Source organism: Thiovibrio frasassiensis, from assembly GCF_029607905.1.
Lineage (GTDB): Bacteria > Desulfobacterota > Desulfobulbia > Desulfobulbales > Desulfurivibrionaceae > Thiovibrio > Thiovibrio frasassiensis.
Map to the genome: position 1 here is coordinate 1,189,761 of NZ_JAPHEH010000001.1, position 20,955 is coordinate 1,210,715.

Here is a 20,955-nt window from a genome sequence, read left to right on the forward strand (position 1 = left end):
TTCACCTATCCCCCCAATTTGATATTTTTAGGTGTGATGCGGACGATCCCACCAAAGACTATGTTGCCTGTCTTGCAAGGCCGTGTTTGGACTTTTTCGAAAGCGGGGAGGGCGATTTCAGCTCTTTGCCTCACAAAGGAGGACTGCCCACTGCCTCCGAGATATTGATTTTTGCTGACACTGGGAGGCTGTGGGCAGTATTTTGTTACTTCTGGACGCGATCTTCCTCTTGGCTTTTTCCTTGGTACGGTCGAACCGGCCAGAGTGGGCAACTCTTAACAGGGCAAACTCGTACTTCGCCTTTTTGATCGTTGCTACAATTATAGCATTTTGCGTTAATCGCGAGCCGTAGTGACTTTGGGTTTTTACTTGCCTTTTGCATCGGGTTCGCGAAGGTAATCTTCTCCCCGGCTATTATCCGTGCCGCTTTTGCTTCGCGCGCCTTTCGTAATCCGTCATTATTGGTCATATTTTCTGGCCTCCTGGCTAGTTATATTGCCCATGACATCCTTTTAGGTAATTAGGGCCACCTGGGTTCTTAATTTTCGATTTTCTAGCATAATCGTTAAGAATTTTCAGGAGGCTTTTCTTGCCTCTATCGCGCCTTCCAGTCGAGATTTGAGAAAATTCCGCCGTCCACGCAACCGCCCCAAGGATTCTTGGAGTGACTTGAATTCGGGGGCATGAAAATTGATCGTTTCTCTATGAAAAAGCTTATGGAATTTTCTGAGATGCATCCAGAATTCGTTAAGTTTCACTGCCATCATTTTTAGTTTCTCTGAGGATGCTTCAGTGTTTTCAAGGGAAAAGGCAATCATGCTACCACCTCCTTTGCCATGGATTCAAGTAAGCCTAGAATCTCTGAAACTCGCCAACCGGTGCACCTTTTGCTTAGCTTGATTGGCTTGGGGTAACGGCCAGACTTGACTCCCTGCCACCATGTGGTTTTGCTGACTGGGATGATTGGGGGGGTGCCGGTCTTGGGATTGCCGACGATTTGAGCAAGGCGCAAAAAGCCGGTGGGGGGAAAGGGTGTTGCTGTCTGCATGGTAATACCTCCTTAAAATTTATCGCCAGCCTATAAGGTGCGGTGGCGGTTAAGGAGGTTTAACCATGTGTCCACTAGTGGACTGTCAAGGTGGACAAGGCGGACAAATTGCGGACAAGATGGACTATTTCAAAAGCCGTTCACCTCTTTTTCTGAATGCATCAGTCGTAACAATAGACCCATTCCCTGTGATTAGCCTACCTATTCGGGAAGGGTTAATTTTGGGGAATGCTCTTTTTAATTCTTGTGCAATCGCCTTATCGGTCATCCCTGCCTCTTTCAGTTGTTTGACCATGGCCTCTTCTGCTTCATTGCTCTGGTTGATCAACTTATTATCTTGGCTGGAACTTGTCTCCTGAGACCTGGGCTGGGTGGTCATTTTTACAGGTCGTTCTGCTAGCTCTTGGTACTTATTTTCCATGCGGACAGCTTCTCTGTTCATGACGATTAATTCTGATTTTGACAAGATTATGGTGTTAAATTTGTATAATCCTTCATCATCAAGCCTTTCCGAAAAAATCCATTCGGTTTTATTCATTATCACAGAATCTATCTCTATTGTTTTTAAGAAAATTAAGTCAGTGATATTCGATGTAAATAATTTGATAGGTCCACAAAAATCACGGCAATACTTATTTGAAAGTCGAATTACTTTTCTCGAATTATTAAAGGTATCCACCCCATATTTTGATATTGTTATATATTTATTTATGACTGAACCATGATAATAAAACCAGAATTTAAGTCGGCCCTGCTTTCCCCAGTCTAAAAGGATGTCTTCGCCTATGCCCCAATGTTCAGCCAATTCAGTCAGTTTGTAAAAACTTCTTTCGGGTAAAACCATTGGCACACCTCCGTCTTGGTTTCCCTGAAAAAAACGGCGTGTCGGCCGTCAGGGTAAGGGCTTTATGGTCCGTGGTCTAGCCAGTGGCACCCAAATTCAGATTCGCATTTTTAGCCAGCATCCCTAATAGGTATGATCTCAGCGCCAATCTTGATCTTGTCCAAATAGTCAGCCCAGGCCTGCATCATGGCTTTACGCTCAGGAAGATAGGTTGTCCGATTATAGGCCCTGCCTAACGGATCGCGAACAGCGTGCGCAAGTTGATGTTCTATCAACTCAGGACGGAAACCAAGCACTTCATCAAGAATCGTTCGCGCCATTGCCCGGAATCCATGGCCAGTCAGCTCTAACTTGGTATCAATCCCCATGCGCCGCAGTGCGGCATTGATGGTGTTGTCGCTCATCGGTCTTGAAGCGGATCGCGCGGAGGGGAAAACATATCTTCCTGATCCGGTCAAGTCGTGTACCTCTCTCAATATTTCTACTGCCTGTCGGGATAATGGAACAAGGTGTTCAGCCTTAGTTTTTGTGGCCATGTAACGCCATTCGGCGCTATCCAAATCAATCGCCGCCCATTCTGCATGGCGTAGTTCTCCTGGACGGACAAAGACAAGCGGTGCCAGCCGCAAGGCGCAGGCGACTACAAAAGAACCGTCATACCCAGCAATCATGCGCAGGAGTGGGGCGACTTCTTTCGGGTCTGTTGGTGCCGCCATGTGCTTTGGCTTGACCGGGGGTAATGCTCCGCGCAATGCGTCAACGGGGTTATGCGTGGCCTTGCCGATGGCGATAGCGTAACGATAGACTTGACCACAAGTAATCTTTGCGCGATGTGCTGTTTCAAGGGTTCTGGATTCGATACGGCGTATGACGGCTAACATTTCAGGTGGGGTGATTTCATTCATCGGTCTGATACCAATGAAGGGGAAAACGTCTTTTCCGAGTCTAGTCATTATGGATTCGGCATGGCCTACAGTCCATTTATTCTTAAATCTATTGTGCCACTCTCTGGCTACAGCCTCAAAGGTACCATCCCCGGCAGCTTTGGCCTTTTCACTTTTCCTCGAGACTGCCGGGTCAATCCCTGTCGCTATTTGTTTCCGTATCCCGTTGCGCTGCTCTCTGGCAAGGGATAAAGTGACCGTAGGATATTCTCCAAGGGAAAAAGAATTTTCCTTTTTGACAAAGACGGTTTTCAACTTCCACCACTTTTTCCCGGTCGGTTCAATAACAAGCCACAAGCCTCCCCCGTCACGCAAGGAATATGTCTTGTCTTTGGTCTTGGCGGTCTTGATTGAAACGTCTGACAGTAAATCTTTCCCTATTTTAGGCATAGCGCCTACCTCCTAACGGGTAAAGAAGTGAGCGGGTAAAATCCATACCCGTTATCTTACCCTTTTAACGGGAAGACGCTATTAAATTTCTTCGGCCTTCTGCGGACAACAAAAAACCCGCAAACCTTGTCGGAGTGCGGGTTATATGTACTTCTTGAAACGTCTTGAAATGTTCAAATGGTGCCGGAGGTCGGAATCGAACCGACATGGGGTTGCCCCCGCGGGATTTTGAGTCCCGTGCGTCTACCAGTTTCACCACTCCGGCAGAATGGCGATACGGCCCTGATGGGGCCGCACGGACGAACACTATAGAAGCCTTCCCGAGCCCTGTCAAGCCCTAAAGAATGGCGCCCTTCTCTCTTTTTTAGTGGGGAGTGCCCAGGAAGATTTTCTGGAACCGGTAAAAATAATCCACCCCGGACCACACCGTCATGACGGCGGAAACATAGAGGATGACTTTGCCAAGGTCATGCAGGAAGGGAATGGGCAGCACTCCCAAGGGGAAGATCAGGACGCAGAGCGCGGTGTACTGCAAGATGCTCTTCAATTTGCCCATGCCGCTGGCCGCGACCACGATGCCCGAAGAGGCGGCCACGCCGCGGAGCCCGGTGATTACCAACTCCCGGGCCAGGATGACGAAGACCAGCCAGGCCGGGATCTTGCCCATGGGGATCAGCATGACCAAGGCCGCACAGACCAGGACCTTGTCGGCCACCGGGTCCATCAATTTGCCCAGCACCGTTTCGATCTTGTGCTTGCGGGCGTAGTAGCCGTCCGCAAGATCGGTGAGGGCGCCGGTGAGAAAAAGAAAAAAGGCCACCAGGCTCACCCCGATGCTTGGCTCGGGATAGAGAAAAAAGAGGAGCACCGGCGCCACCGCAAAGCGATAGCCGGTGAGCATATTGGGAATGGTGAAGATCGCGTGTCGGCTCATGCGTTAATTGGCCGCCCCCAGCCAGCGGGAGGACGGGGACGCCGCGGCTGTTAGTTGTCGGTAATGGTGCAGGACCTTGGCCACATACTGCTGGGTTTCCGGGATCAAGGGAACGCCTTGGGCCGCCTCGACCCTGCCCGGCCCGGCATTGTAGGCGGCCAGAGCCAGTCGGAGGTTGCCGCCGAAGCGGGCCATCATCTGGCAGAGATAATTGGTGCCGCCATAGATGTTTTCCTTGGGGTCAAATGGGTTCCAGACATTGAGGTCGGCGGCGGTTCCCGGCATCAGCTGCATGAGCCCTTGGGCCCCTTTGGAGGAAACGGCCAGGCAGTCGAAGTTGGATTCGGTCTTGATGACGGCCTTGATCAAGAGGGGGTCCATCTCGTAACGGCTGGCCGCCCTCTGGATATGCTCTTCATAGAGGCGGGGATCACCGGCTCGAGACGCTCTGCCCTGTCGGGACTGGGGCCGGATTACTCCCCGGCGGTAACGGGGATCGTTGGGCACGTTGGTGAAATGCACGGTGCCATGCTGGTCGACAAAGGTATAGATCGCCGCCTGAGCGCCATCCGGCACCAGCAGTAATGCCCAGAGCAGCACGGCCAGGAGTGGTCCTGTTCTCCGTGTTCTGGCTATTCCCTTGTCCCGGGATGGTTTCCGTGTCCGCGCCATGTTCTGGTCTCCGGGCAGATGCGCCTGCTATCCTTCGGTGCTTTCGCTATTGTATCACGATACTACGCTTTTGTTCTTTTTTCCCAGTCGGCCAGAAATTGCTCCATGCCCAGATCGGTAAGCGGATGCCGGGCAAGCTGGGCGATAACCTTGAAAGGAATCGTGGCGATATGCGCCCCCAGCAGGGCCGCATCCACCACATGGATGGGGTTGCGGATGCTGGCGACGATTACCTCGGTGGCATAGCCGTAGTTGTCGTAGATATTCATGATATCGCTGATCAGGTCCATACCGTTCTGGGAGATATCATCCAACCGGCCGACAAAGGGGCTCGCATAGCTGGCCCCGGCCTTGGCCGCCATCAGGGCCTGGCTGGCGGAGAAGATCAGGGTCACGTTGGTTCTGATCTTCTCATCGGCAAGCGTTTTGACCGCCTTGAGGCCTTCGGTGGTCATGGGGATCTTAATCACGATGTTGGAATGGATGGCGGCAAGCTCGCGGCCTTCCCGAACCATGCCTTCGGCATCGAGGGCGATAACCTCGGCGCTGATCGGGCCGTCCACTATCTTGCAGATATCCTTGATGATTTCAACAAACGGTTTGTTCTCCCTGGCGATCAGCGAGGGGTTGGTCGTTACCCCGTCCACCATGCCCATGTCCACGGCTTTTTTGATTTCTTCAAGGTTGGCGGTATCAATAAAAAACTTCATGCAGTCTCCTTTAAGGGCAGGGAAAACGGTTCAGCCGTTCTCCTGCCGAGTGGTTGTCTGGGCTTCGATATACATTTTCCGGCATTGGTCACTGCAAAAAAATACAGCTGTATTTGCATCTTGTAACACAATTGCCTGCTTTTTGGGAATATAGATATGGCAGACCGGGTCTTCCACCAGCTCATCATGGGCGGTAAGTGCGCCACCTCCAGCTTCTTGCTTGCCGCTGCCGTGGCCAACCGGCTTCTTTTTTCTGCCCCCGGTCAGCAGCCGGTAGATGACATAGAGAAAAACCGCGTAAATGAGGAGTTTAAACACCGGAGTGCTCCTTGCCAAGCCATTCCTGGCGCTCCACCCCTGTCTGTATTTTCAGTTCCCGATACATTTGTAGACTTGTCCGACCCAGGAGCGGATGCACCTGCTCGGGGGCCAGTTCCGCCAACGGGGCAAGGACGAAAAGCCGGTTGGCTATCTGCGGATGGGGCACGGTCAGGGTTTGGCTGTCTATCATCAGGTCTCCGTAATAGAGCAGGTCCAGATCAACGGGCCTGTCCTTGGTCAAGGTCCGATCCCGGCCCAGGGTTTTCTCAATGGCGAGCATGGCGGTCAGCAGCTCGGTGGGCGACAGGGTGGTGCTGATTTCCCCTGTCGCATTGGTAAACCAGTGCTCCGTCTCCATCCCTACCGGCTCTGTGCGGTATGGGCTCGACAGCCTGTTCAGGGTAATCCCCGGCACCGTGCCTAACTGTTGCCACGCCTCGAGCAGATTCTTTTGACCGTCTCCAAGATTGGAGCCCAGCCCGATAAAGGCCTGTTGCGGTTTTTCCACGGAGTGACTTAGATATCCTGCAAGCCCAGGACGTCGAACATGGTGTAGAGGCCGTTGGGCTGGTTCACCACCCAGGCGGCGGCCAAGGCCGCGCCCCGGGCAAAGTTGTCCCGACTATGCGCCCGGTGGCTGAGCTCCAGCCTCTCCCCTGCCCCGGCAAAATAGACGGTATGCTCGCCCACGATATCTCCGGCCCGGATGGTCTGGATGCCGATCTCCTTCTCGCCCCGCTCGCCGATGATCCCGTGTCGACAATAGACCCCCACTTCGTCCAGATTCCGCTGTACGCCTTCCGCCACCATTTCCCCAAGCTTCAGGGCCGTGCCGCTGGGGGCGTCTTTTTTCATCCGGTGGTGGGCCTCGATGATTTCGATATCGTAGGCATCCCCCAAGAGGGCGGCCATTTTTCTGGCGATTTTGAACAGGACATTGACACCCACCGCCATGTTGGGCGATTGGACACAGGGGAAATTCCGGCTCAATTCGGCGAGCTCGGCCAGGTTATCGGGGCTGAGCCCTGTGGTGCCGATGACCATGGGTTTTTTTGCCTTTGCCGCTTTGCGGGCCAAGGCCATGGTCGCCTCGTGGAAGGTGAAATCGATGACCACATCTCCTTGTCCCATGACCGTTTCGAAGCTGTCCGCCAGCGGGACCCCCAAAGTGCCCATCCCGGCCAGCTCGCCAAGATCCTTGCCAAGTTCGGGCCCATCGGGGCGCTCAAAGCCGGCAGCCAGGGTCAACCCTTCCTGCTGGTGTACCATATAGCTGATCCGGCGGCCCATGCGGCCTGCTGCCCCGGCGACAATAACTCTGGTCATACTCTTCTCCTTAAAATCAGTGGTCAGCCATCAGCTTGCAGCTGTCAGCTGACCATGCAAATTATACCAATCCGTAGCCTACGAGAACCTTCTTCAGCTTTTCCTCGTTCGCCTCGTTCATCTTGTACAGGGGCAACCGCGGCAACCCGGATTTGATCTTGCCCATCATCATTAAGGCGGTCTTGGCTGGGACCGGGTTGGTGTCGATGAACATTGCCTGCATCAACGGAAGCAGTTTGTAGTGCAGCTCCTGGGCCTTGGCGATATCCCCAGCCAGGGCGGCGTCCATCATTGCGGCCATATCCTTGGGCTCCACATTGGAGGTGACGGAGATGACCCCGGTGCCGCCGATCATCACGGTGGGCATGGAGGTGAAATCATCGCCGGACATGATGGCGAAACCCTTGGGGCAGAGGCGGATGACCTGGCTGATCTGGTTGAGATCGGCGGTGGCTTCCTTGACCCCCACGATATTGGCGATTTGGGCGCAGCGGGCCACGGTCTCTGGCAGCATGTTTACTGCGGTCCGGCTCGGCACGTTGTAGAGGATGATTGGGATATCCACCGCTGCGGCCACCGCCTTGAAGTGCTGGTAGAGCCCTTCCTGGGACGGTTTGTTGTAATAGGGGGTGATCAGCAGGGCGCCATCCGCCCCGGCTTCCTTGGCCGCGCGGGTCAGCTCGATGGATTCGGCGGTGGAGTTTGAGCCGGTTCCGGCCAGCACCGGCACTCGCCCGGCCACGGTCTTGACGGTCAGCTCCACCACCCGGCGGTGTTCGGCATGGGTCAAGGTGGCGGATTCGCCTGTGGTGCCGCAGGGAACAATGCCATGGGTGCCATTGGCAATCTGGAATTCGATGAGATCCTGCAACCCCTGCTCATCCAGCTGGCCATCAGTGAAAGGGGTGACGATGGCGACAAAGGCTCCGCGAAACTTGCTCATAACTTCCTCCTGTGTGTCTCTCAAAGGCAAAAAAAAGGGGGATCCCCCTTACGATTTCGTCCGTATTGCTTCTTCGTGCAGCTGCCCTTCGTAGATAAAATGGGCCGGGCCTTCCAGGTAGACCTCGGAAATCTCCTGACCGCTCAGGGCATAATGGATGATCAGCTGTTCGCCGCCCGAGGTGGTTACGGTCACCGGCGGCTGCACCTGACCGAGAAGTCCGGCGATGATCGCCGAGGCCACGGCCCCGGTGCCGCAGGCCAGGGTTTCCCCTTCGACTCCGCGCTCATAGGTGCGGACGATCAACCCCTTGCCGGTCTGCGGCTGCACGAAATTGACATTGGTACCGGCCGGCTGAAAGTGCTGGTGGAAGCGAAGCGTCCTCCCCCAATCCAGCACCGGCGCCTGTTGGATGTCTTCCATGAAGAGTACGGCGTGGGGCACCCCGGTATTGAGGCTGTGCACCAGCTGTTCTGCTCCGTTGACTTCGATTTTCTCCGCCAGGCGCAGGGTGTTGGGCGGGGTCATCTTCAGCTTGACCGAGGACCCTGTTACCTCGGCCTCGATGAGTCCGGCCACGGTTTCAAAGCGCATCCGTGCCGGAGCAATGCCTTGACTATGGGCAAAGCGGGCGGCGCAGCGGGCGCCGTTGCCGCACATCTCGGCCCAACTGCCGTCACCGTTCAAGAACTGCCAGCGGAAATCCGCGCTCTCGCTCTTTTCGATCAAGATCAGGCCGTCGGCGCCCACGGAAACACGGCGCTCGCAAACAGCCTTGGCAAAACCGGGCATTTCTTCCCTGCTCAGAAACGGGGTGCGGTGGTCAATGAGGATAAAGTCATTGCCGGTTCCGCTCATCTTGGTGAAATTAATGGGAAACTTGATGTTCATGCGTCGTGCTTCCTAAGTCCCGCTAAACGGGATAATTTCTAACTTACTAAAAATTCCGGGATGCTTTCTCCCTGGATCAAGGTTTCATAGGTTTCCCTGGTCCGGATCACATGAAATGCGTCCCCATGCACCAGCACCTCTGCCACCCGCGGCCGGGAGTTGTAGTTCGACGACATGGAAAAGCCGTAGGCTCCGGCGCTCATGACGGCCAGGAGATCGTCGGCCTCCACCTTGGGCATCGCTCTTTCCCGGGCGAGAAAATCGCCGGTTTCGCAGATGGGGCCCACCACGTCGGCCACTGCCTGTTCCCGGTTGGGTCGCTCCACGGCCTGGATGAGGTGGAAGGCGTCGTAGAGGCTGGGGCGGGCCAGGTCGTTCATCCCGGCATCGACGATGATGAATTTCTTGAGTCCTTCCTTGGTATAGAGCACCTTGGTGATCAGCGCCCCGGCGTTGCCCACGATGACGCGGCCCGGTTCGAGAATCAGGGTGCAGGCAAGCCCTGCCAGCTCCTGCTTGATGGCGCGGGCATACTCCGCCGGCTCGGGCGGCTCTTCGGCGTTGTAGCGGATGCCCAGCCCGCCGCCCAGGTCAAGATGGGTGATGGAGATCCCCTGTTCGGAAAGCTGTCCGATGAAGCGTTTCACCTTGGCCAACGATTCGACAAATGGGGCCACTTGGGTGAGCTGGGAGCCGATATGGCAGCTCACCCCCTTGATGGTGATGTTGGAGAGCTTGCTGGCCGCGAGATAGACCCGCAGCGCCTCGGTGATGGGGATGCCGAACTTGTTCTTGGCAAGGCCGGTGGAGATATAGGCGTGGGTTTTTGGGTCCACATCCGGGTTTACCCGGAAGGAGACAGGGGCCTTGACTCCCAAGTCTGCAGCCACCGTCTGGATCATAGCCAGCTCCTGCTCGGACTCCACATTGAGCATGAGGATGCCGGCGCTCAATGCTTCGCGGATTTCGTCTGCGGTTTTGCCCACCCCGGAATAGACGATCTTTTGCGGATCAACCCCGGCGGTGCGGGCCCGGAACAGCTCGCCGCCGGAGACGATGTCCGCCCCGCCGCCCAGGCTCGCGAAAAGACGGAGGATGGCGATGTTGGCACAGGATTTTGCCGCAAAACAGGTGATGTGGGGGATCCCGGCAAAGGCGCGGTCAAAGGCGGCAAAATGGCGGGTCAGGGTGGCGGTGCTGTAAAGATAGAAAGGGGTGCCCACCGCCTCTGCCATCTTTGGGATGGCGACATCCTCGCAAAAGAGGGTCTCATTCTTGTACTGAAAATCATGCATGGTTTGTTATCCGCTTTTGCAATGAAAAATGAAAAATTGAGAAGGTAAAATTACAGGATTGCACTGTGTTCACAATTATGCACTTTTCATTTTTCACTCTTCATTATACGTGGCTTCCATGGAGTAGGTACTTTCGTTGGCCGGTCTGGCCTGGTCAAAGGCGGTGACCGAATAATACCAGAGACCTCTTCCCTTGGGCGGTTTTGCATCCAGGAAAGAAAGGCCTGCCCCGCCCACCTCGCCGATCCGCACCGGCGTTTGGCTATTGGCTGCGCGGCGGTAGATGCGAAAACCTGCCAGATCGGGCTCGGCAACCGTTTCCCAGAAAATCTTGACCCCGCTGGCGGAGGCCACCACCCGTATCGTTTGGGGCGGCGCCGGAGGCGTAAGGTCGCGCGGAACCGCGCTCAAGCTGGGGCTGGGCATGCCCGCGGCCACGGTATCCGCATGCAACCGGATGGCGCGGACCTTGTATAGGTAAGCCTTGCCATTGCGCAATCCTCTGTCCGTGTAGGTAAGGGTTTCAATCAGCTTGCCCGGCATCTCGCTAAAGGTTTCTCCATCGTCGGTCGAGCGGGAAATCTGATACTGGATGGGGTCGGAAACCGGCGTTCCGTCCAAAAGTCCTGCGGGCGGCTGCCAGTGCAGGGTGAGGGTCTTGTCGGCTTCCTCGATCCTGAAATTTACAGGGGGCAGGAGCGGCGTATCCCAGACCACCGAAACGGTGTTTGAATCATCACTGCTGACAAACCAGCCGGCCTTGCTGCGGACCCGATACACATAGCGATGATTGGGCCTGAGCAGGGTCTCTTGGTAGAAAACCTTGCCCTTATCCCCGCTTTCCGCCGTGATCTCGATGGGCGGGCCAAAGGGGATGGGGCAGTCCGGGCAGTAGTCCTTGGCCGGGATAACGGCTCGCAAGAGTTCAAATTTCTCAATCCGATACGGCAAGCGGTCGCCTTCGACGGTTGCCCTGGGGTAGGACCAGCTGAGCTCCACCCCTTTTTCGTCAAGCTGATAGCGCAGGTCGGAGATGGGCGCGGGCATAACGGTATCGGGCGGCACCGGGCGAGTTTTTTTGCCGCAGCCTCCCAAGCCTGCGGCGAAAACCGCCGCCAGGGCCAGGAGAAGCATTTGTCTCCGCAACGATCCAGGTCTCATGCCGAAATCCCCATCTCTTTTTCCGCCCGCTTCAAGGCCTTGGCCACCATCTTGCCCGAGGTTCCTCCCGGAGAGACCCTGCTCGCAACCGAGCCCTCGATGGAAAGCACCTTGAAGACGTCACCCTCAATGACCTCGGAGAATTTCTGCAGTTCTTTCAAGGTCAGTTCGGTGAGCTCCTTGCCCTTGCTGAGGCAAAAGGCCACGGTGCGCCCGACAATGGCGTGGGCCTGTCGGAAGGGAATGTTCTTCAGTACCAGATAATCGGCGAGGTCGGTGGCGGTCATATACCCCCCGCCCAGGCCTGCGGCCAACCGGGCCTCGTTGAATTGCAGGTTGCCGAGCAGCTGGCTCATGATCGCCACGGACTGGGAAACCGTATCCACCGTGTCGAAGAGCGGCTCCTTGTCTTCCTGCAGGTCGCGGTTGTAGGTCATGGGCAGACCTTTAAGCAGCATCAGCAGACTCATGAGATTGCCCACCACCCTGCCGCTCTTGCCCCGGATCAACTCGGGGATATCGGGGTTCTTCTTCTGGGGCATGATGGAGCTGCCGGTGCAGAAGCTGTCCGCCAGGGTGACGAAGGAGAACTCCTCGGTGGTCCAGAGGACCAGCTCCTCGGAGAGACGGCTCAGGTGGATCTGGACCAGGCTGGCCGCGGACATGAACTCGATGATGAAATCCCGATCCCCCACCGTGTCCATGCTGTTGGCGGTTATCTTCGGGAAATCAAGCTCCTTGGCGACAAAGGCGCGGTCAATGGGCAGGCCGGTGCCGGCCAGGGCCGCAGCACCCAGGGGCATGACGTTGATTCGCTTCAAGGCATCGCTCAACCGCTCCCGGTCGCGGCCGAACATCTCGTAATAGGCCAGCATGTGGTGCGCCACCAGGACCGGCTGGGCCCGCTGCAGGTGGGTGTAGCCGGGCATCACCGCATGCTGGTATGTCCGGGCCAGAACGACAAAGGCCTTTTGCAGCCCGGCGAGCAGCGCGATGAGATTGCGGCATTCCTCCCGCAGATAGAGACGGACATCGAGCGCCACCTGATCGTTGCGGCTCCGGGCGGTGTGCAGCTTTTCTCCGGCCGGGCCGATCTTTTCCACCAGAGTCTTTTCGATATTCATGTGAATATCCTCAAGCTCGGGCCGAAAGACAAAGGTGCCGGCCTCGATCTCCCGCTCGATCTGGCCTAACCCCTTGAGAATCTGATCGCGCTCCTTGGCGCTGATCAACCCCTGCTTGGCGAGCATCTTGGCGTGCGCCCGGCTGCCGGCGATGTCATGCTTGTACAGCCTGGCATCGTAATGGATGGAGGCGGTGAAGGCCTCCACCGAGGCGGCGGTTTTTTCCGCGAACCTGCCGCCCCACAGCTTGGCCGGAGCCTTATTTTTCTCTTTTGAAGAGGATGCCATTGTCGTCTCTGCTTTGTGCCGGATTATTTCTTCTTCTTTTCCACCAGGGCCTGGATGGTCAAGCGCAGGGCGTTGAGGCGGATAAAACCGCCGGCATCCGACTGGGTGTAGACCTGATCTTCTTCAAAGGTGGCGAAGCTTTCCTGGTAGAGCGATTGCTCGGACTTCCGCCCCACCGGGATGCAGTTGCCCTTGATCAGCTTGAGGCGGACCGTGCCGTTCACCGTTTCCTGGGCGTTGTCCATGGTTCTTTGCAAAAGCTTCATCTCCGGCGAGAACCAGAAGCCGTTGTAGACGAGCTCGGCATAACGGGGGATCAGGCTGTCGCGGATCTTCATGACCTCGCGGTCCAGGGTGATGGTCTCCAGATCGCGATGGGCGCAGCGCAAGATGGTGCCGCCCGGAGTTTCGTACACCCCGCGGGATTTCATGCCCACGAAGCGGTTCTCCACCATGTCCAGCCTCCCGATGCCGTTGGCGCCGCCCAGGGTGTTCAGCCGGGCCAGCATGGCCGCCGGGCTGAGCTTTTCGCCATTGATGGCCACCGGATTGCCGCCCGCAAATTCCATCTCGATGTAGGTTGGGACATCCGGGGCCTTTTCCGGGGAGACGGAAAGCTTGAACATGGACTCCTCCGGCTCGTTCCACGGATCTTCGAGGATGCCGCCCTCGAAGCTGATGTGCAGGAGGTTCTCATCGGAGCTGTAAGGCTTCGCCTTGGTCACCGGCACGGGGATGGAGTGCTGTTCCGCATAGGCCATGAGCTTGGTCCGGGAATTGAGGTCCCAGATCCGCCAGGGGGCGATGATGGTCAGTTTCGGGTTCAAGGCGAGATAGGTCAGCTCGAAGCGGACCTGATCGTTGCCCTTGCCGGTGGCGCCGTGGCTTACGGCATCCGCCCCTTCCGCCTCGGCGATCCGCACCTGTTCCCGGGCGATGACCGGCCGGGCCAGGGAGGTGCCCAGCAGGTAGGAGCCTTCATAGATGGCGTTGGCCCGAAAGGCCGGGAAGACATAGTCGCGGACAAACTCTTCGCGCAGATCGGAGATGATCACCTTTTCGGCGCCGGTGGCCATGCCCTTGGCCCGCACCTTGTCCCAATCTTCCTCCTGGCCCACATCGGCGGCAAAGGCGACGACCGGGACCTGATACTCTTCCCGCAGCCATTTGAGGATAACCGAGGTGTCCAGCCCGCCGGAATAGGCGAGGACGATCTTGTTTATATTGGCAGCCACTGTGTACTCCCTGGGTAAGTGAAGAATGAAAAATGCATAATGAAAAATTAACCACTAAGAAGCAAGGAATCAGGGATGAGGGAAAAGCGTTTCACTTTTCATTCTTCCCTTTTAATTATTCATTGCCCCAGATGGATGGCCAGTATGGCCTTGTGGATATGGAGCTTGTTCTCCGCCTGGTCAAAGGCGACGCATTGCGGTCCTTCCAGGACCTCTTCGGAGATCTCCTCGTCGCGGTGGGCCGGCAGGCAGTGGAGGACAATGGCCCCCGGTTTGGCCTGGGCCACCAGGGCATTGTTCACCTGATAGGGGCGGAAGACCCCGATCCGTTCTTCCTGCTCGGACTCCTGGCCCATGCTGGCCCAGACGTCGGTATTGATCACATCCGCCTCCCGCACCGCCTCGATTGGATCGCGCACCACCCGGATGGGTTTGCTCGCCTCACTCTGGGCTGCCGCGAGAATGGCTGGGTTGGGCTCATAGCCTTCCGGGCAGGCCAGGGTCAGGGCAAAGCCGAAACGGGCGGCCGCCTGAATCCAGGAGTTGGCCATGTTGTTGCCGTCGCCCAGCCAGGCGATATGGAGGTTTTCCACCTCCCCCTTGTGCTCGACCACGGTCATGATGTCGCTCAATATCTGGCAGGGATGGTGCAGGTCGGTGAGGGCATTGATCACCGGCACCGAAGAGTACCCGGCCAGTTCATCGACAATGTTCTGGCCATAGGTGCGGACCACCATGCCGTCGACATAGCGGGACATGACCCGGGCCATATCCTTGAGCGGCTCATTGCGGGCCAGCTGGGTGTCCCGACCGGAGAGATAAATCACCCGGCCACCCAACCCATACATGGCGGCCTCAAAGGAGACCCTGGTCCGGGTGGAGGGCTTTTCAAAGATAAGCGCCACGGTTTTTCCGGCCAGGTGCTGGTGGCGGATCCCTGCCTTGGCTTCTTTTTTAAGCAAAAGGGCCTGATCGATGTAGGCAGCAAGCTGTTCTTTGCTGAAATCCTGTAATGCCAATAGATGCTGTGTCATGGTTTTGCTCTCTCTGCCAGCCTCCCCCACACTCCCTCGAGGTAAGAAGACCTCTCTCTGTTCAGGGCGTCCTGCCGGCGACTCGGCGCGGGGCAGGATTGTAGAGACCGGCTCAAAAAAATGTCAGCCCAACCATTGCCGGCGGGGTGACGGACAATGCCTCCCTTTGGTTGGGCCAAACTATAATTCATACAAAAAAACTTTTTTTTTGCAAAGGGATTTTTCAGGGAAAATCTATGGGGGGCTATTGGCTCAGCTCGGCAAAAACCTCGTCCAGGGCCTGGATCAGGCGGTCTATCTCGGCCCGGCTGATGATAAGCGGCGGCAGACAGCGGAGGACCTTGTTGCCGGCAAAGTTCAGAAGGACCCCTTTTTCAAAAAGGAGGTTGACCATGGCCGGACCTTTCTCAATCCAGGCTTCAGTCAGGGGCAGCCCCTGGATCAAGCCCAAGCCGCGGGCTGGGGTTGCGATGGCCGGATATTTGGCGGCCAAGGCGCTGAGCTGCTCGTTCAGATAGGCGCCCTTGGCCTGCACCTCGGCAAGAAAAGTATCGGCCAGCATGATCCGCAAGGTCGTAACCGCGGCGGCGCAGGCCACCGGATTGCCGCCAAAGGTCGAGGCGTGGCTCCCCGGCTCGAAGGCCTTGGCCACCGACTCCGTGGCCAGCATGGCGCCGATGGGTAAGCCGTTGCCCAGGGCCTTGGCCAGGGTAAGGATGTCCGGGGTTACCCCGCACTGCTCGTAGGCAAAGAGGGTGCCGGTTCTGCCCATGCCCACCTGGATTTCATCAAAAATCAAGAGCAGGCCATGTTTGTCGCAGAGTCGGCGGATACCGGCGAGATACTCCGGCGCCAGGGGCCGGACCCCGCCTTCTCCCTGCAGGGGCTCGCAGAGAATGGCACAGGTCTCCGGGGCCAGCATCGTTTCGAGTGCCGCGAGATCGCCGAAGGGCGCATGCCGGAACCCTTGGGGCAGCGGTTCGAACCCCTTATGGAATTTCTCCTGCCCCGTGGCGGCCACGGTGGCCAGGGTGCGGCCATGGAAAGAGCCGGCCAGGGAGATGATCTCGTATTTTCCGGGAGGGCTTGCCTTGCGCGCCAGCTTGATCGCGGCCTCATTGGCCTCCGCCCCGGAGTTGGCGAGAAAAACCCGGTCTCCAAAGGAATGGCTGATCAGCAGTTCGGCCAGCTCGGTTTGCGGAATCGTGTGGTAGAGGTTGGAAACATGGACCAGGGTGGAGGCCTGGCGGCAGATAGCCTCGGTGATCGCCGGATGGCAATGGCCCAGGCTGCAGACCGCGATGCCGGCGAGACAGTCCAGATATTCTCGGCCGTCGGCGTCCTTGAGCAGACATCCCTTTCCTTCGACCATCACCGCCGGATACCTCCCATAGGTGGTCATAAAGGAAGCAGTGCTTTTTTCGATCCATTCCGCATTCGCCATTATACCACCTCGGTTCCGACACCCTGCTGGGTGAACATCTCAAGCAAAATAGCGTGCTCCACCCGCCCGTCCACGATATGCGCCTTGCCGACCCCTGCCCGGACCACGCCCTGGCAGCATTTGACCTTGGGAATCATGCCGCCGCCAATGACCCCGTCCTTGATATATTGATCGGCTGCATCGCAGCTCATGGAGGAGATGAGGGTGCCCTCCTTGTCCAAAACCCCGGCCACGTCGGTGAGCAGGATGAGTTTTTCCGCCTTGAGATGGGTGGCGATGGCCCCGGCCACGAGATCGGCATTGATATTGTAAGCCTGCCCGTCTTCCCCTACTCCGACCGGGGCGATGACCGGGATGAAGTCCTGGGCGTCCAGGGTGTGCAGGATCTGCGGGTTGACCGTGGTCACCTCCCCTACCCTGCCGATGTCGATGATTTCCGGCGGGGTGTTTTCGGCCTGGGGTTTCATGATCTGCATCTTCTTTGCCTTGATCAGGTCACCGTCCCGGCCGGAAAGACCGACCGCCTTGCCTCCGTGGAAATTGATCAGGCCGACGATCTCCTTGTTCACCTTGCCCACCAAGACCATTTCCACCACATCCATGGTTTCGCCGTCGGTGATCCGCATGCCCTGAACATAATCGCTCTTGATGTTCATCTTGTTCAGGAATTTGTTGATCTGCGGGCCGCCGCCATGCACCACCACCGGGTTGATGCCGACGTACTTCATCAGAATGATGTCAAGGGCGAAGCTCTTTTTCAACTCCTCATCCACCATGGCGTGGCCGCCATATTTGATGACCACGGTTTTGCCGTAGAACTTCTTGATATAGGGCAAGGACTCGATGAGGGTTTTGGCTTTTTCGATACCTGTGAGCATGGCAGTCTGTCTGTAGAAGTTGAATGGTCGGGGCGGCTCTTTTCGGGGAAAAGGCGCCGTATTGTCCTGATAGTGCGCAAAACATATACCGTCCGCGTCAATCTGTAAAGAAGATAGGCGGGCAAAAAAACAGGGGGTCTCTTCCGGCAAAGCGATTGCCGAGAAACCTCGATGCTGGTATCCTTATTTTTCAGAGTCCATCAGCAGAAAAGGAAACTAAAAAAGTATGAACCCTTTGCCCCGTTTTTTATGCCGACTTGTGATCCTGTGTCCCTTTCTGGTTGCCGGTCCAGGCCTGGCCGCGCCAGCTTCCAACCCTGCGACCGCCAAACCGCCGATTCATATTGAGGCGGATAGGATGGTTTCGCTGAAAGACGATAACGCGGTTCTTTTTTCCGGAAACGTCGATGCCAAGCAGGGCCAGTTGGTGATCCGCGCCGCGGAAATGACGGTGTACTATCTTTCCAGCGAAGAAAAAGCCAGCAGGCCCCAGAGCGAGGAGCGGAGTCTGAAGAAGCTTTTTGCCTCGGGCAATGTGGAAATCCAGAATGAGGGGATGACCGGCACCGGCGACAAAATGGAGTACTATGAAGCCGAGCGCAAAATGATTCTCATCGGCAACAGCAAGGTCTGGCAGGACAACAACCTCGTTACCGGCCATACCGTTGTCGTGTTTCTCGACCAGGGCAAGAGCATCGCCGAGCGGGGCGAGAAGAAGGGCGAGCGGGTCAAGGCCTTTTTCTATCCCGGCGGCCAAGGCCCGGAGAAAGAAGGGAAGAGTGCAAAGTGAAGAGTGCACAATCAACAGACTACCCCATGCGCACTGTCGGTTGTGCGGGACCCTCGTTATTTTTTAACTTTTCCTTCTTAACTTTTCCTTGCTCATTATTCCCCCGGAGGCTTCCGTGTCTGTTCTAGAAACAAAAGATATTGTCAAACGGTATAAGGCCCGGACGGTTGTCGACGGGATCAGTCTGCGGGTTGAAACCGGCACGGTGGTCGGGTTGCTCGGGCCAAACGGCGCCGGGAAAACCACCACCTTCTATGCCATTGCCGGCTTTGTCCGGCCGGATGCCGGCGTTATCCTGCTGGACGGGGAGGATATCACCGATCTGCCCATCCACCAGCGGGCCGGCAGAGGACTTTCCTATCTGCCCCAGGAATCTTCGGTTTTTAAAAAACTCACCGTGGAAGAAAATGTCCGCATCGTCCTGGAGCCGCTTGGCCTTGGTAAGGCCGAGATCAACAGCCGGGTGGGCCAGCTCATGGAAGATCTGAAGATCTCCCATTTGGCCGGCAACCGGGGGCATTCGCTCTCCGGAGGCGAACGCCGCCGGGTGGAGATCATGCGGGCCCTGGCTACGAATCCGCATTTTATTCTCCTGGATGAGCCGTTTGCCGGCATCGATCCGTTATCGGTGGCCGATCTGCAGCAGATCATCGGGAATCTGAAAACCCGCGGCCTGGGGGTGCTCATCTCCGATCACAATGTCCGGGAAACCCTTTCCGTCTGCGATCAGGCCTATATCGTCAGCCAGGGCAAGATCCTCATCCATGGCGGCGCCGATGAGATTGTCGGCAGTGAGGAAGCCCGGCGGATGTATCTCGGTGAAAACTTCACCTTGTAGTAACCGTTCAGCAGCACCGCATCCGCGTCGCAGTCTCGCTCGCTTAGCTTTCATCGGCCGGCTCATGTGCAATAGCCACTTCGCAGGCCTCTTTGTCGGACACTTCTGCCGACACTTGACACGCGCATCTGCGGCAGCAGCGAAGCGGCGCGGCTGGTTTTTGGTGCCTTGTGGAATGATTTCTTCCTGACAGCCATCGCAACAAAATACCCTTTCTTTCTTCGTTCCCTTAAATTCTTCTTGCAAAAACCTTGCCGTCATGGAGTATTATACTCACACAAGGGCCGCGCAATCCCGCGCCGCACCCTGTGTGTCTTTTGCAGTAAAGGATTTCGGCGAACATGGCTCTTGAACTGAGACAGCAACTGAAACTCAGCCAGCAACTGGTGATGACCCCCCAGTTGCAGCAGGCGATCAAGTTGCTGCAGCTTTCCCGGCTTGAGCTTGCCGAAACCATCCAGCAGGAAATCGAGATCAACCCGGTGCTGGAAGAAGCGACGGACACCCAGGATCAGGGCGAGGCAGAGCATGAAGGCAATGGCCCGGATCAGATGGACATTGCCGTGGTCGAGCCGGAACGGACCACCGAGGTCCAGATGGAAAACGACTCTTCCTTGCGGGAGATCGACTGGGAAAATTACAGCAACGAATATGAAAGCGGTTTCTCCAGCCGGGGCCGGGATGACAACGACCTGCCCTCCCGCCTTGACATCCTGACCGCCAAACCGGACCTGCATTCCCATCTTTCCTGGCAACTGACTCTGTCCCATCTTACGGCAGAGGAGCAGGAGGTCGGCCATTTCGTTATCGGCAACCTGGACCGGGATGGTTTTCTGGTGGTGACGGAGGCGGAAATTTCCGAAGGCACGGGCTGTGACGCTGAGTTGGCCCACCGCATGATCAGTGTGGTCCAGGAGATGGACCCGGCCGGGGTCGGGGCGCGGGATCTTAAGGATTGCCTGCTCTTGCAGCTTGCCCGTTTGGGGCTTGGGGTTTCCCTGGCCGCGACCATCGTCCGGGAGCATCTGCATACCCTGGAAAACAGAAATTTCGGGGCCATTGCCAGGGCTACGGGCCGGCCCATCGAGGAAATCCTCAGCGCGATCACGGTGATTACCGCCCTGGACCCGCATCCGGGCAGGATCTATTCCGAAGAGGAGCCCCAGTACATCATCCCCGATGTCTATGTGCACAAGATCGGCGGGGAATATGTCATTCTTCTAAACGATGAAGGGCTGCCCCGGCTCAAGGTCAGCAACTATTACAAGGATATCCTGAAAAAAGATTCCGGCGCCCCGGCCGACACCAAGAATTACGTGCAAGAGAAACTCAAATCGGCCCTTTGGCTGATAAAAAGTATCCATCAGCGGCAACGCACCATCTACCGGGTGGTGGAATCGCTCCTTAAGTTTCAGCACGATTTTTTTGAGAAAGGGGTCGCCCATCTGAAGCCCCTGGTCTTGCGCGATGTGGCCGAGGATCTCGGCATGCACGAATCGACGATCAGCCGGGTGACGAGTAACAAGTACGTGCATACCCCCCAAGGCACCTTTGAGTTGAAATATTTCTTCAACTCCGCCATCAGCCGCCATGACGGCGGCGACGCCATGGCCTCGGAAAGCATTAAGGAGCGGATCCGTAGTATTATTGCTGGTGAAGACCATCAAGACCCCTTGAGCGACAATGCCATTGCCGAGATCTTCGCCAAAGAGGATATCAAGCTGGCGCGGCGGACCGTGGCCAAGTACCGGGAGCAGATTGGGATTCTCCCGTCCAAGTTCCGAAAAAAACCCAAACTGAGCTGACCCGGATGCCTGTCTTCCCCTTTGCCGGAGCCTTGTCACG

At 56.7% G+C, this 20,955-nt stretch carries 22 protein-coding genes and 1 tRNA gene; 3 read left to right on the top strand and 20 right to left on the bottom strand.

The annotated features are described in order from the left end of the window. Nucleotides 1-575 precede the first annotated feature (575 nt). The 20 genes from OLX77_RS05645 to argB all read right to left on the bottom strand — a co-directional run bounded on the left by OLX77_RS05645 (nt 576) and on the right by argB (nt 17,482). Nucleotides 576-818 (bottom strand): hypothetical protein, encoded by a 243-nt coding sequence (locus tag OLX77_RS05645; protein ID WP_307632619.1) that lies wholly within the window; start codon nt 816-818, stop codon nt 576-578. After that, entirely contained in the window at nt 815-1,048 is a 234-nt protein-coding gene (locus OLX77_RS13260) for a helix-turn-helix transcriptional regulator (RefSeq protein ID WP_371877461.1), read from the bottom strand. The genes OLX77_RS05645 and OLX77_RS13260 overlap by 4 nt, the downstream gene beginning before the upstream one ends. Nucleotides 1,049-1,172: 124 nt before the next feature. Then, complete coding sequence (locus OLX77_RS05650; protein ID WP_307632620.1) at nt 1,173-1,892, bottom strand: hypothetical protein; 720 nt, start codon at nt 1,890-1,892, stop codon at nt 1,173-1,175. Nucleotides 1,893-2,002: 110 nt separating this feature from the next. Beyond that, on the bottom strand, nt 2,003-3,226 hold the full coding sequence (locus tag OLX77_RS05655; protein WP_307632621.1) for a tyrosine-type recombinase/integrase: 1,224 nt from the start codon (nt 3,224-3,226) through the stop codon (nt 2,003-2,005). Between the two features lie 178 nt (nt 3,227-3,404). Beyond that, nucleotides 3,405-3,491: transfer RNA gene (locus OLX77_RS05660), tRNA-Leu, on the bottom strand. A gap of 99 nt (nt 3,492-3,590) precedes the next feature. After that, nucleotides 3,591-4,160, bottom strand: a complete 570-nt coding sequence (pgsA, locus tag OLX77_RS05665; RefSeq protein ID WP_307632622.1) for a CDP-diacylglycerol--glycerol-3-phosphate 3-phosphatidyltransferase — start codon at nt 4,158-4,160, stop codon at nt 3,591-3,593. Between the two features lie 3 nt (nt 4,161-4,163). Continuing rightward, a complete protein-coding gene (locus OLX77_RS05670) occupies nt 4,164-4,832 on the bottom strand; it encodes a transglycosylase SLT domain-containing protein (RefSeq protein WP_307632623.1) in 669 nt (222 codons plus the stop codon). 62 nt (nt 4,833-4,894) lie between these two features. Further along, entirely contained in the window at nt 4,895-5,542 is a 648-nt protein-coding gene (gene fsa, locus OLX77_RS05675; RefSeq protein WP_307632624.1) for a fructose-6-phosphate aldolase, read from the bottom strand. Nucleotides 5,543-5,572: 30 nt separating this feature from the next. Next, on the bottom strand, nt 5,573-5,860 hold the full coding sequence (locus OLX77_RS05680) for a hypothetical protein (protein WP_307632625.1): 288 nt from the start codon (nt 5,858-5,860) through the stop codon (nt 5,573-5,575). After that, the gene (gene folK / locus OLX77_RS05685) at nt 5,853-6,371 is read right to left on the bottom strand and encodes a 2-amino-4-hydroxy-6-hydroxymethyldihydropteridine diphosphokinase (protein WP_307632626.1); all 519 of its coding nucleotides are present in this window, start codon (nt 6,369-6,371) and stop codon (nt 5,853-5,855) included. Before folK ends, OLX77_RS05680 begins: the two co-directional genes overlap by 8 nt. 8 nt (nt 6,372-6,379) lie before the next feature. Next, nucleotides 6,380-7,189, bottom strand: a complete 810-nt coding sequence (gene dapB, locus OLX77_RS05690; RefSeq protein WP_307632627.1) for a 4-hydroxy-tetrahydrodipicolinate reductase — start codon at nt 7,187-7,189, stop codon at nt 6,380-6,382. A gap of 61 nt (nt 7,190-7,250) precedes the next feature. Beyond that, nucleotides 7,251-8,132 carry a 4-hydroxy-tetrahydrodipicolinate synthase gene (dapA, locus tag OLX77_RS05695; protein ID WP_307632628.1) on the bottom strand — a complete coding sequence of 294 codons (882 nt, stop codon included), beginning with the start codon at nt 8,130-8,132 and terminating at the stop codon, nt 7,251-7,253. Nucleotides 8,133-8,180: 48 nt separating this feature from the next. Further along, on the bottom strand, nt 8,181-9,023 hold the full coding sequence (gene dapF, locus OLX77_RS05700) for a diaminopimelate epimerase (RefSeq protein WP_307632629.1): 843 nt from the start codon (nt 9,021-9,023) through the stop codon (nt 8,181-8,183). A gap of 38 nt (nt 9,024-9,061) precedes the next feature. Beyond that, nucleotides 9,062-10,318 carry a diaminopimelate decarboxylase gene (gene lysA / locus OLX77_RS05705; RefSeq protein WP_307632630.1) on the bottom strand — a complete coding sequence of 419 codons (1,257 nt, stop codon included), beginning with the start codon at nt 10,316-10,318 and terminating at the stop codon, nt 9,062-9,064. A gap of 93 nt (nt 10,319-10,411) precedes the next feature. Further along, nucleotides 10,412-11,452, bottom strand: coding sequence for a fibronectin type III domain-containing protein (locus OLX77_RS05710; protein ID WP_307632631.1), 1,041 nt, complete (start codon nt 11,450-11,452; stop codon nt 10,412-10,414). A gap of 23 nt (nt 11,453-11,475) precedes the next feature. Next, nucleotides 11,476-12,891, bottom strand: coding sequence for an argininosuccinate lyase (gene argH, locus OLX77_RS05715; protein WP_307632632.1), 1,416 nt, complete (start codon nt 12,889-12,891; stop codon nt 11,476-11,478). A gap of 23 nt (nt 12,892-12,914) precedes the next feature. Next, complete coding sequence (locus OLX77_RS05720) at nt 12,915-14,126, bottom strand: argininosuccinate synthase (protein ID WP_307632633.1); 1,212 nt, start codon at nt 14,124-14,126, stop codon at nt 12,915-12,917. A gap of 119 nt (nt 14,127-14,245) precedes the next feature. Beyond that, nucleotides 14,246-15,160, bottom strand: a complete 915-nt coding sequence (argF, locus tag OLX77_RS05725) for an ornithine carbamoyltransferase (RefSeq protein ID WP_307632634.1) — start codon at nt 15,158-15,160, stop codon at nt 14,246-14,248. 244 nt (nt 15,161-15,404) lie between these two features. After that, nucleotides 15,405-16,604 carry an aspartate aminotransferase family protein gene (locus OLX77_RS05730; RefSeq protein WP_307632635.1) on the bottom strand — a complete coding sequence of 400 codons (1,200 nt, stop codon included), beginning with the start codon at nt 16,602-16,604 and terminating at the stop codon, nt 15,405-15,407. Continuing rightward, complete coding sequence (gene argB / locus OLX77_RS05735) at nt 16,604-17,482, bottom strand: acetylglutamate kinase (RefSeq protein WP_307632636.1); 879 nt, start codon at nt 17,480-17,482, stop codon at nt 16,604-16,606. Before argB ends, OLX77_RS05730 begins: the two co-directional genes overlap by 1 nt. Before the next feature lie 226 nt (nt 17,483-17,708). Between argB and lptA the strand changes: the two genes are divergently transcribed. The 3 genes from lptA to rpoN all read left to right on the top strand — a co-directional run bounded on the left by lptA (nt 17,709) and on the right by rpoN (nt 20,915). Further along, the gene (gene lptA / locus OLX77_RS05740) at nt 17,709-18,272 is read left to right on the top strand and encodes a lipopolysaccharide transport periplasmic protein LptA (protein WP_307632637.1); all 564 of its coding nucleotides are present in this window, start codon (nt 17,709-17,711) and stop codon (nt 18,270-18,272) included. A gap of 115 nt (nt 18,273-18,387) precedes the next feature. Then, on the top strand, nt 18,388-19,110 hold the full coding sequence (gene lptB, locus OLX77_RS05745; protein ID WP_307632638.1) for an LPS export ABC transporter ATP-binding protein: 723 nt from the start codon (nt 18,388-18,390) through the stop codon (nt 19,108-19,110). 341 nt (nt 19,111-19,451) lie between these two features. After that, nucleotides 19,452-20,915 carry an RNA polymerase factor sigma-54 gene (gene rpoN, locus OLX77_RS05750; protein ID WP_307632639.1) on the top strand — a complete coding sequence of 488 codons (1,464 nt, stop codon included), beginning with the start codon at nt 19,452-19,454 and terminating at the stop codon, nt 20,913-20,915. Nucleotides 20,916-20,955: the final 40 nt, after the last annotated feature.

Bases quoted from the DNA above. Each gene is read 5' to 3' on its own strand.
- argB (WP_307632636.1), bottom strand. From the start codon at position 17,482: ATGCTCACAGGTATCGAAAAAGCCAAAACCCTCATCGAGTCCTTGCCC.
- lysA (WP_307632630.1), bottom strand. From the start codon at position 10,318: ATGCATGATTTTCAGTACAAGAATGAGACCCTCTTTTGCGAGGATGTC.
- OLX77_RS05650 (WP_307632620.1), bottom strand. From the start codon at position 1,892: ATGGTTTTACCCGAAAGAAGTTTTTACAAACTGACTGAATTGGCTGAA.
- OLX77_RS05710 (WP_307632631.1), bottom strand. From the start codon at position 11,452: ATGCTTCTCCTGGCCCTGGCGGCGGTTTTCGCCGCAGGCTTGGGAGGC.
- pgsA (WP_307632622.1), bottom strand. From the start codon at position 4,160: ATGAGCCGACACGCGATCTTCACCATTCCCAATATGCTCACCGGCTAT.
- fsa (WP_307632624.1), bottom strand. From the start codon at position 5,542: ATGAAGTTTTTTATTGATACCGCCAACCTTGAAGAAATCAAAAAAGCC.
- dapA (WP_307632628.1), bottom strand. From the start codon at position 8,132: ATGAGCAAGTTTCGCGGAGCCTTTGTCGCCATCGTCACCCCTTTCACT.
- lptA (WP_307632637.1), top strand. From the start codon at position 17,709: ATGAACCCTTTGCCCCGTTTTTTATGCCGACTTGTGATCCTGTGTCCC.
- OLX77_RS13260 (WP_371877461.1), bottom strand. From the start codon at position 1,048: ATGCAGACAGCAACACCCTTTCCCCCCACCGGCTTTTTGCGCCTTGCT.
- argF (WP_307632634.1), bottom strand. From the start codon at position 15,160: ATGACACAGCATCTATTGGCATTACAGGATTTCAGCAAAGAACAGCTT.
- OLX77_RS05655 (WP_307632621.1), bottom strand. From the start codon at position 3,226: ATGCCTAAAATAGGGAAAGATTTACTGTCAGACGTTTCAATCAAGACC.
- dapB (WP_307632627.1), bottom strand. From the start codon at position 7,189: ATGACCAGAGTTATTGTCGCCGGGGCAGCAGGCCGCATGGGCCGCCGG.
- argH (WP_307632632.1), bottom strand. From the start codon at position 12,891: ATGGCATCCTCTTCAAAAGAGAAAAATAAGGCTCCGGCCAAGCTGTGG.
- OLX77_RS05670 (WP_307632623.1), bottom strand. From the start codon at position 4,832: ATGGCGCGGACACGGAAACCATCCCGGGACAAGGGAATAGCCAGAACA.
- dapF (WP_307632629.1), bottom strand. From the start codon at position 9,023: ATGAACATCAAGTTTCCCATTAATTTCACCAAGATGAGCGGAACCGGC.
- OLX77_RS05730 (WP_307632635.1), bottom strand. From the start codon at position 16,604: ATGGCGAATGCGGAATGGATCGAAAAAAGCACTGCTTCCTTTATGACC.
- OLX77_RS05645 (WP_307632619.1), bottom strand. From the start codon at position 818: ATGATTGCCTTTTCCCTTGAAAACACTGAAGCATCCTCAGAGAAACTA.
- rpoN (WP_307632639.1), top strand. From the start codon at position 19,452: ATGGCTCTTGAACTGAGACAGCAACTGAAACTCAGCCAGCAACTGGTG.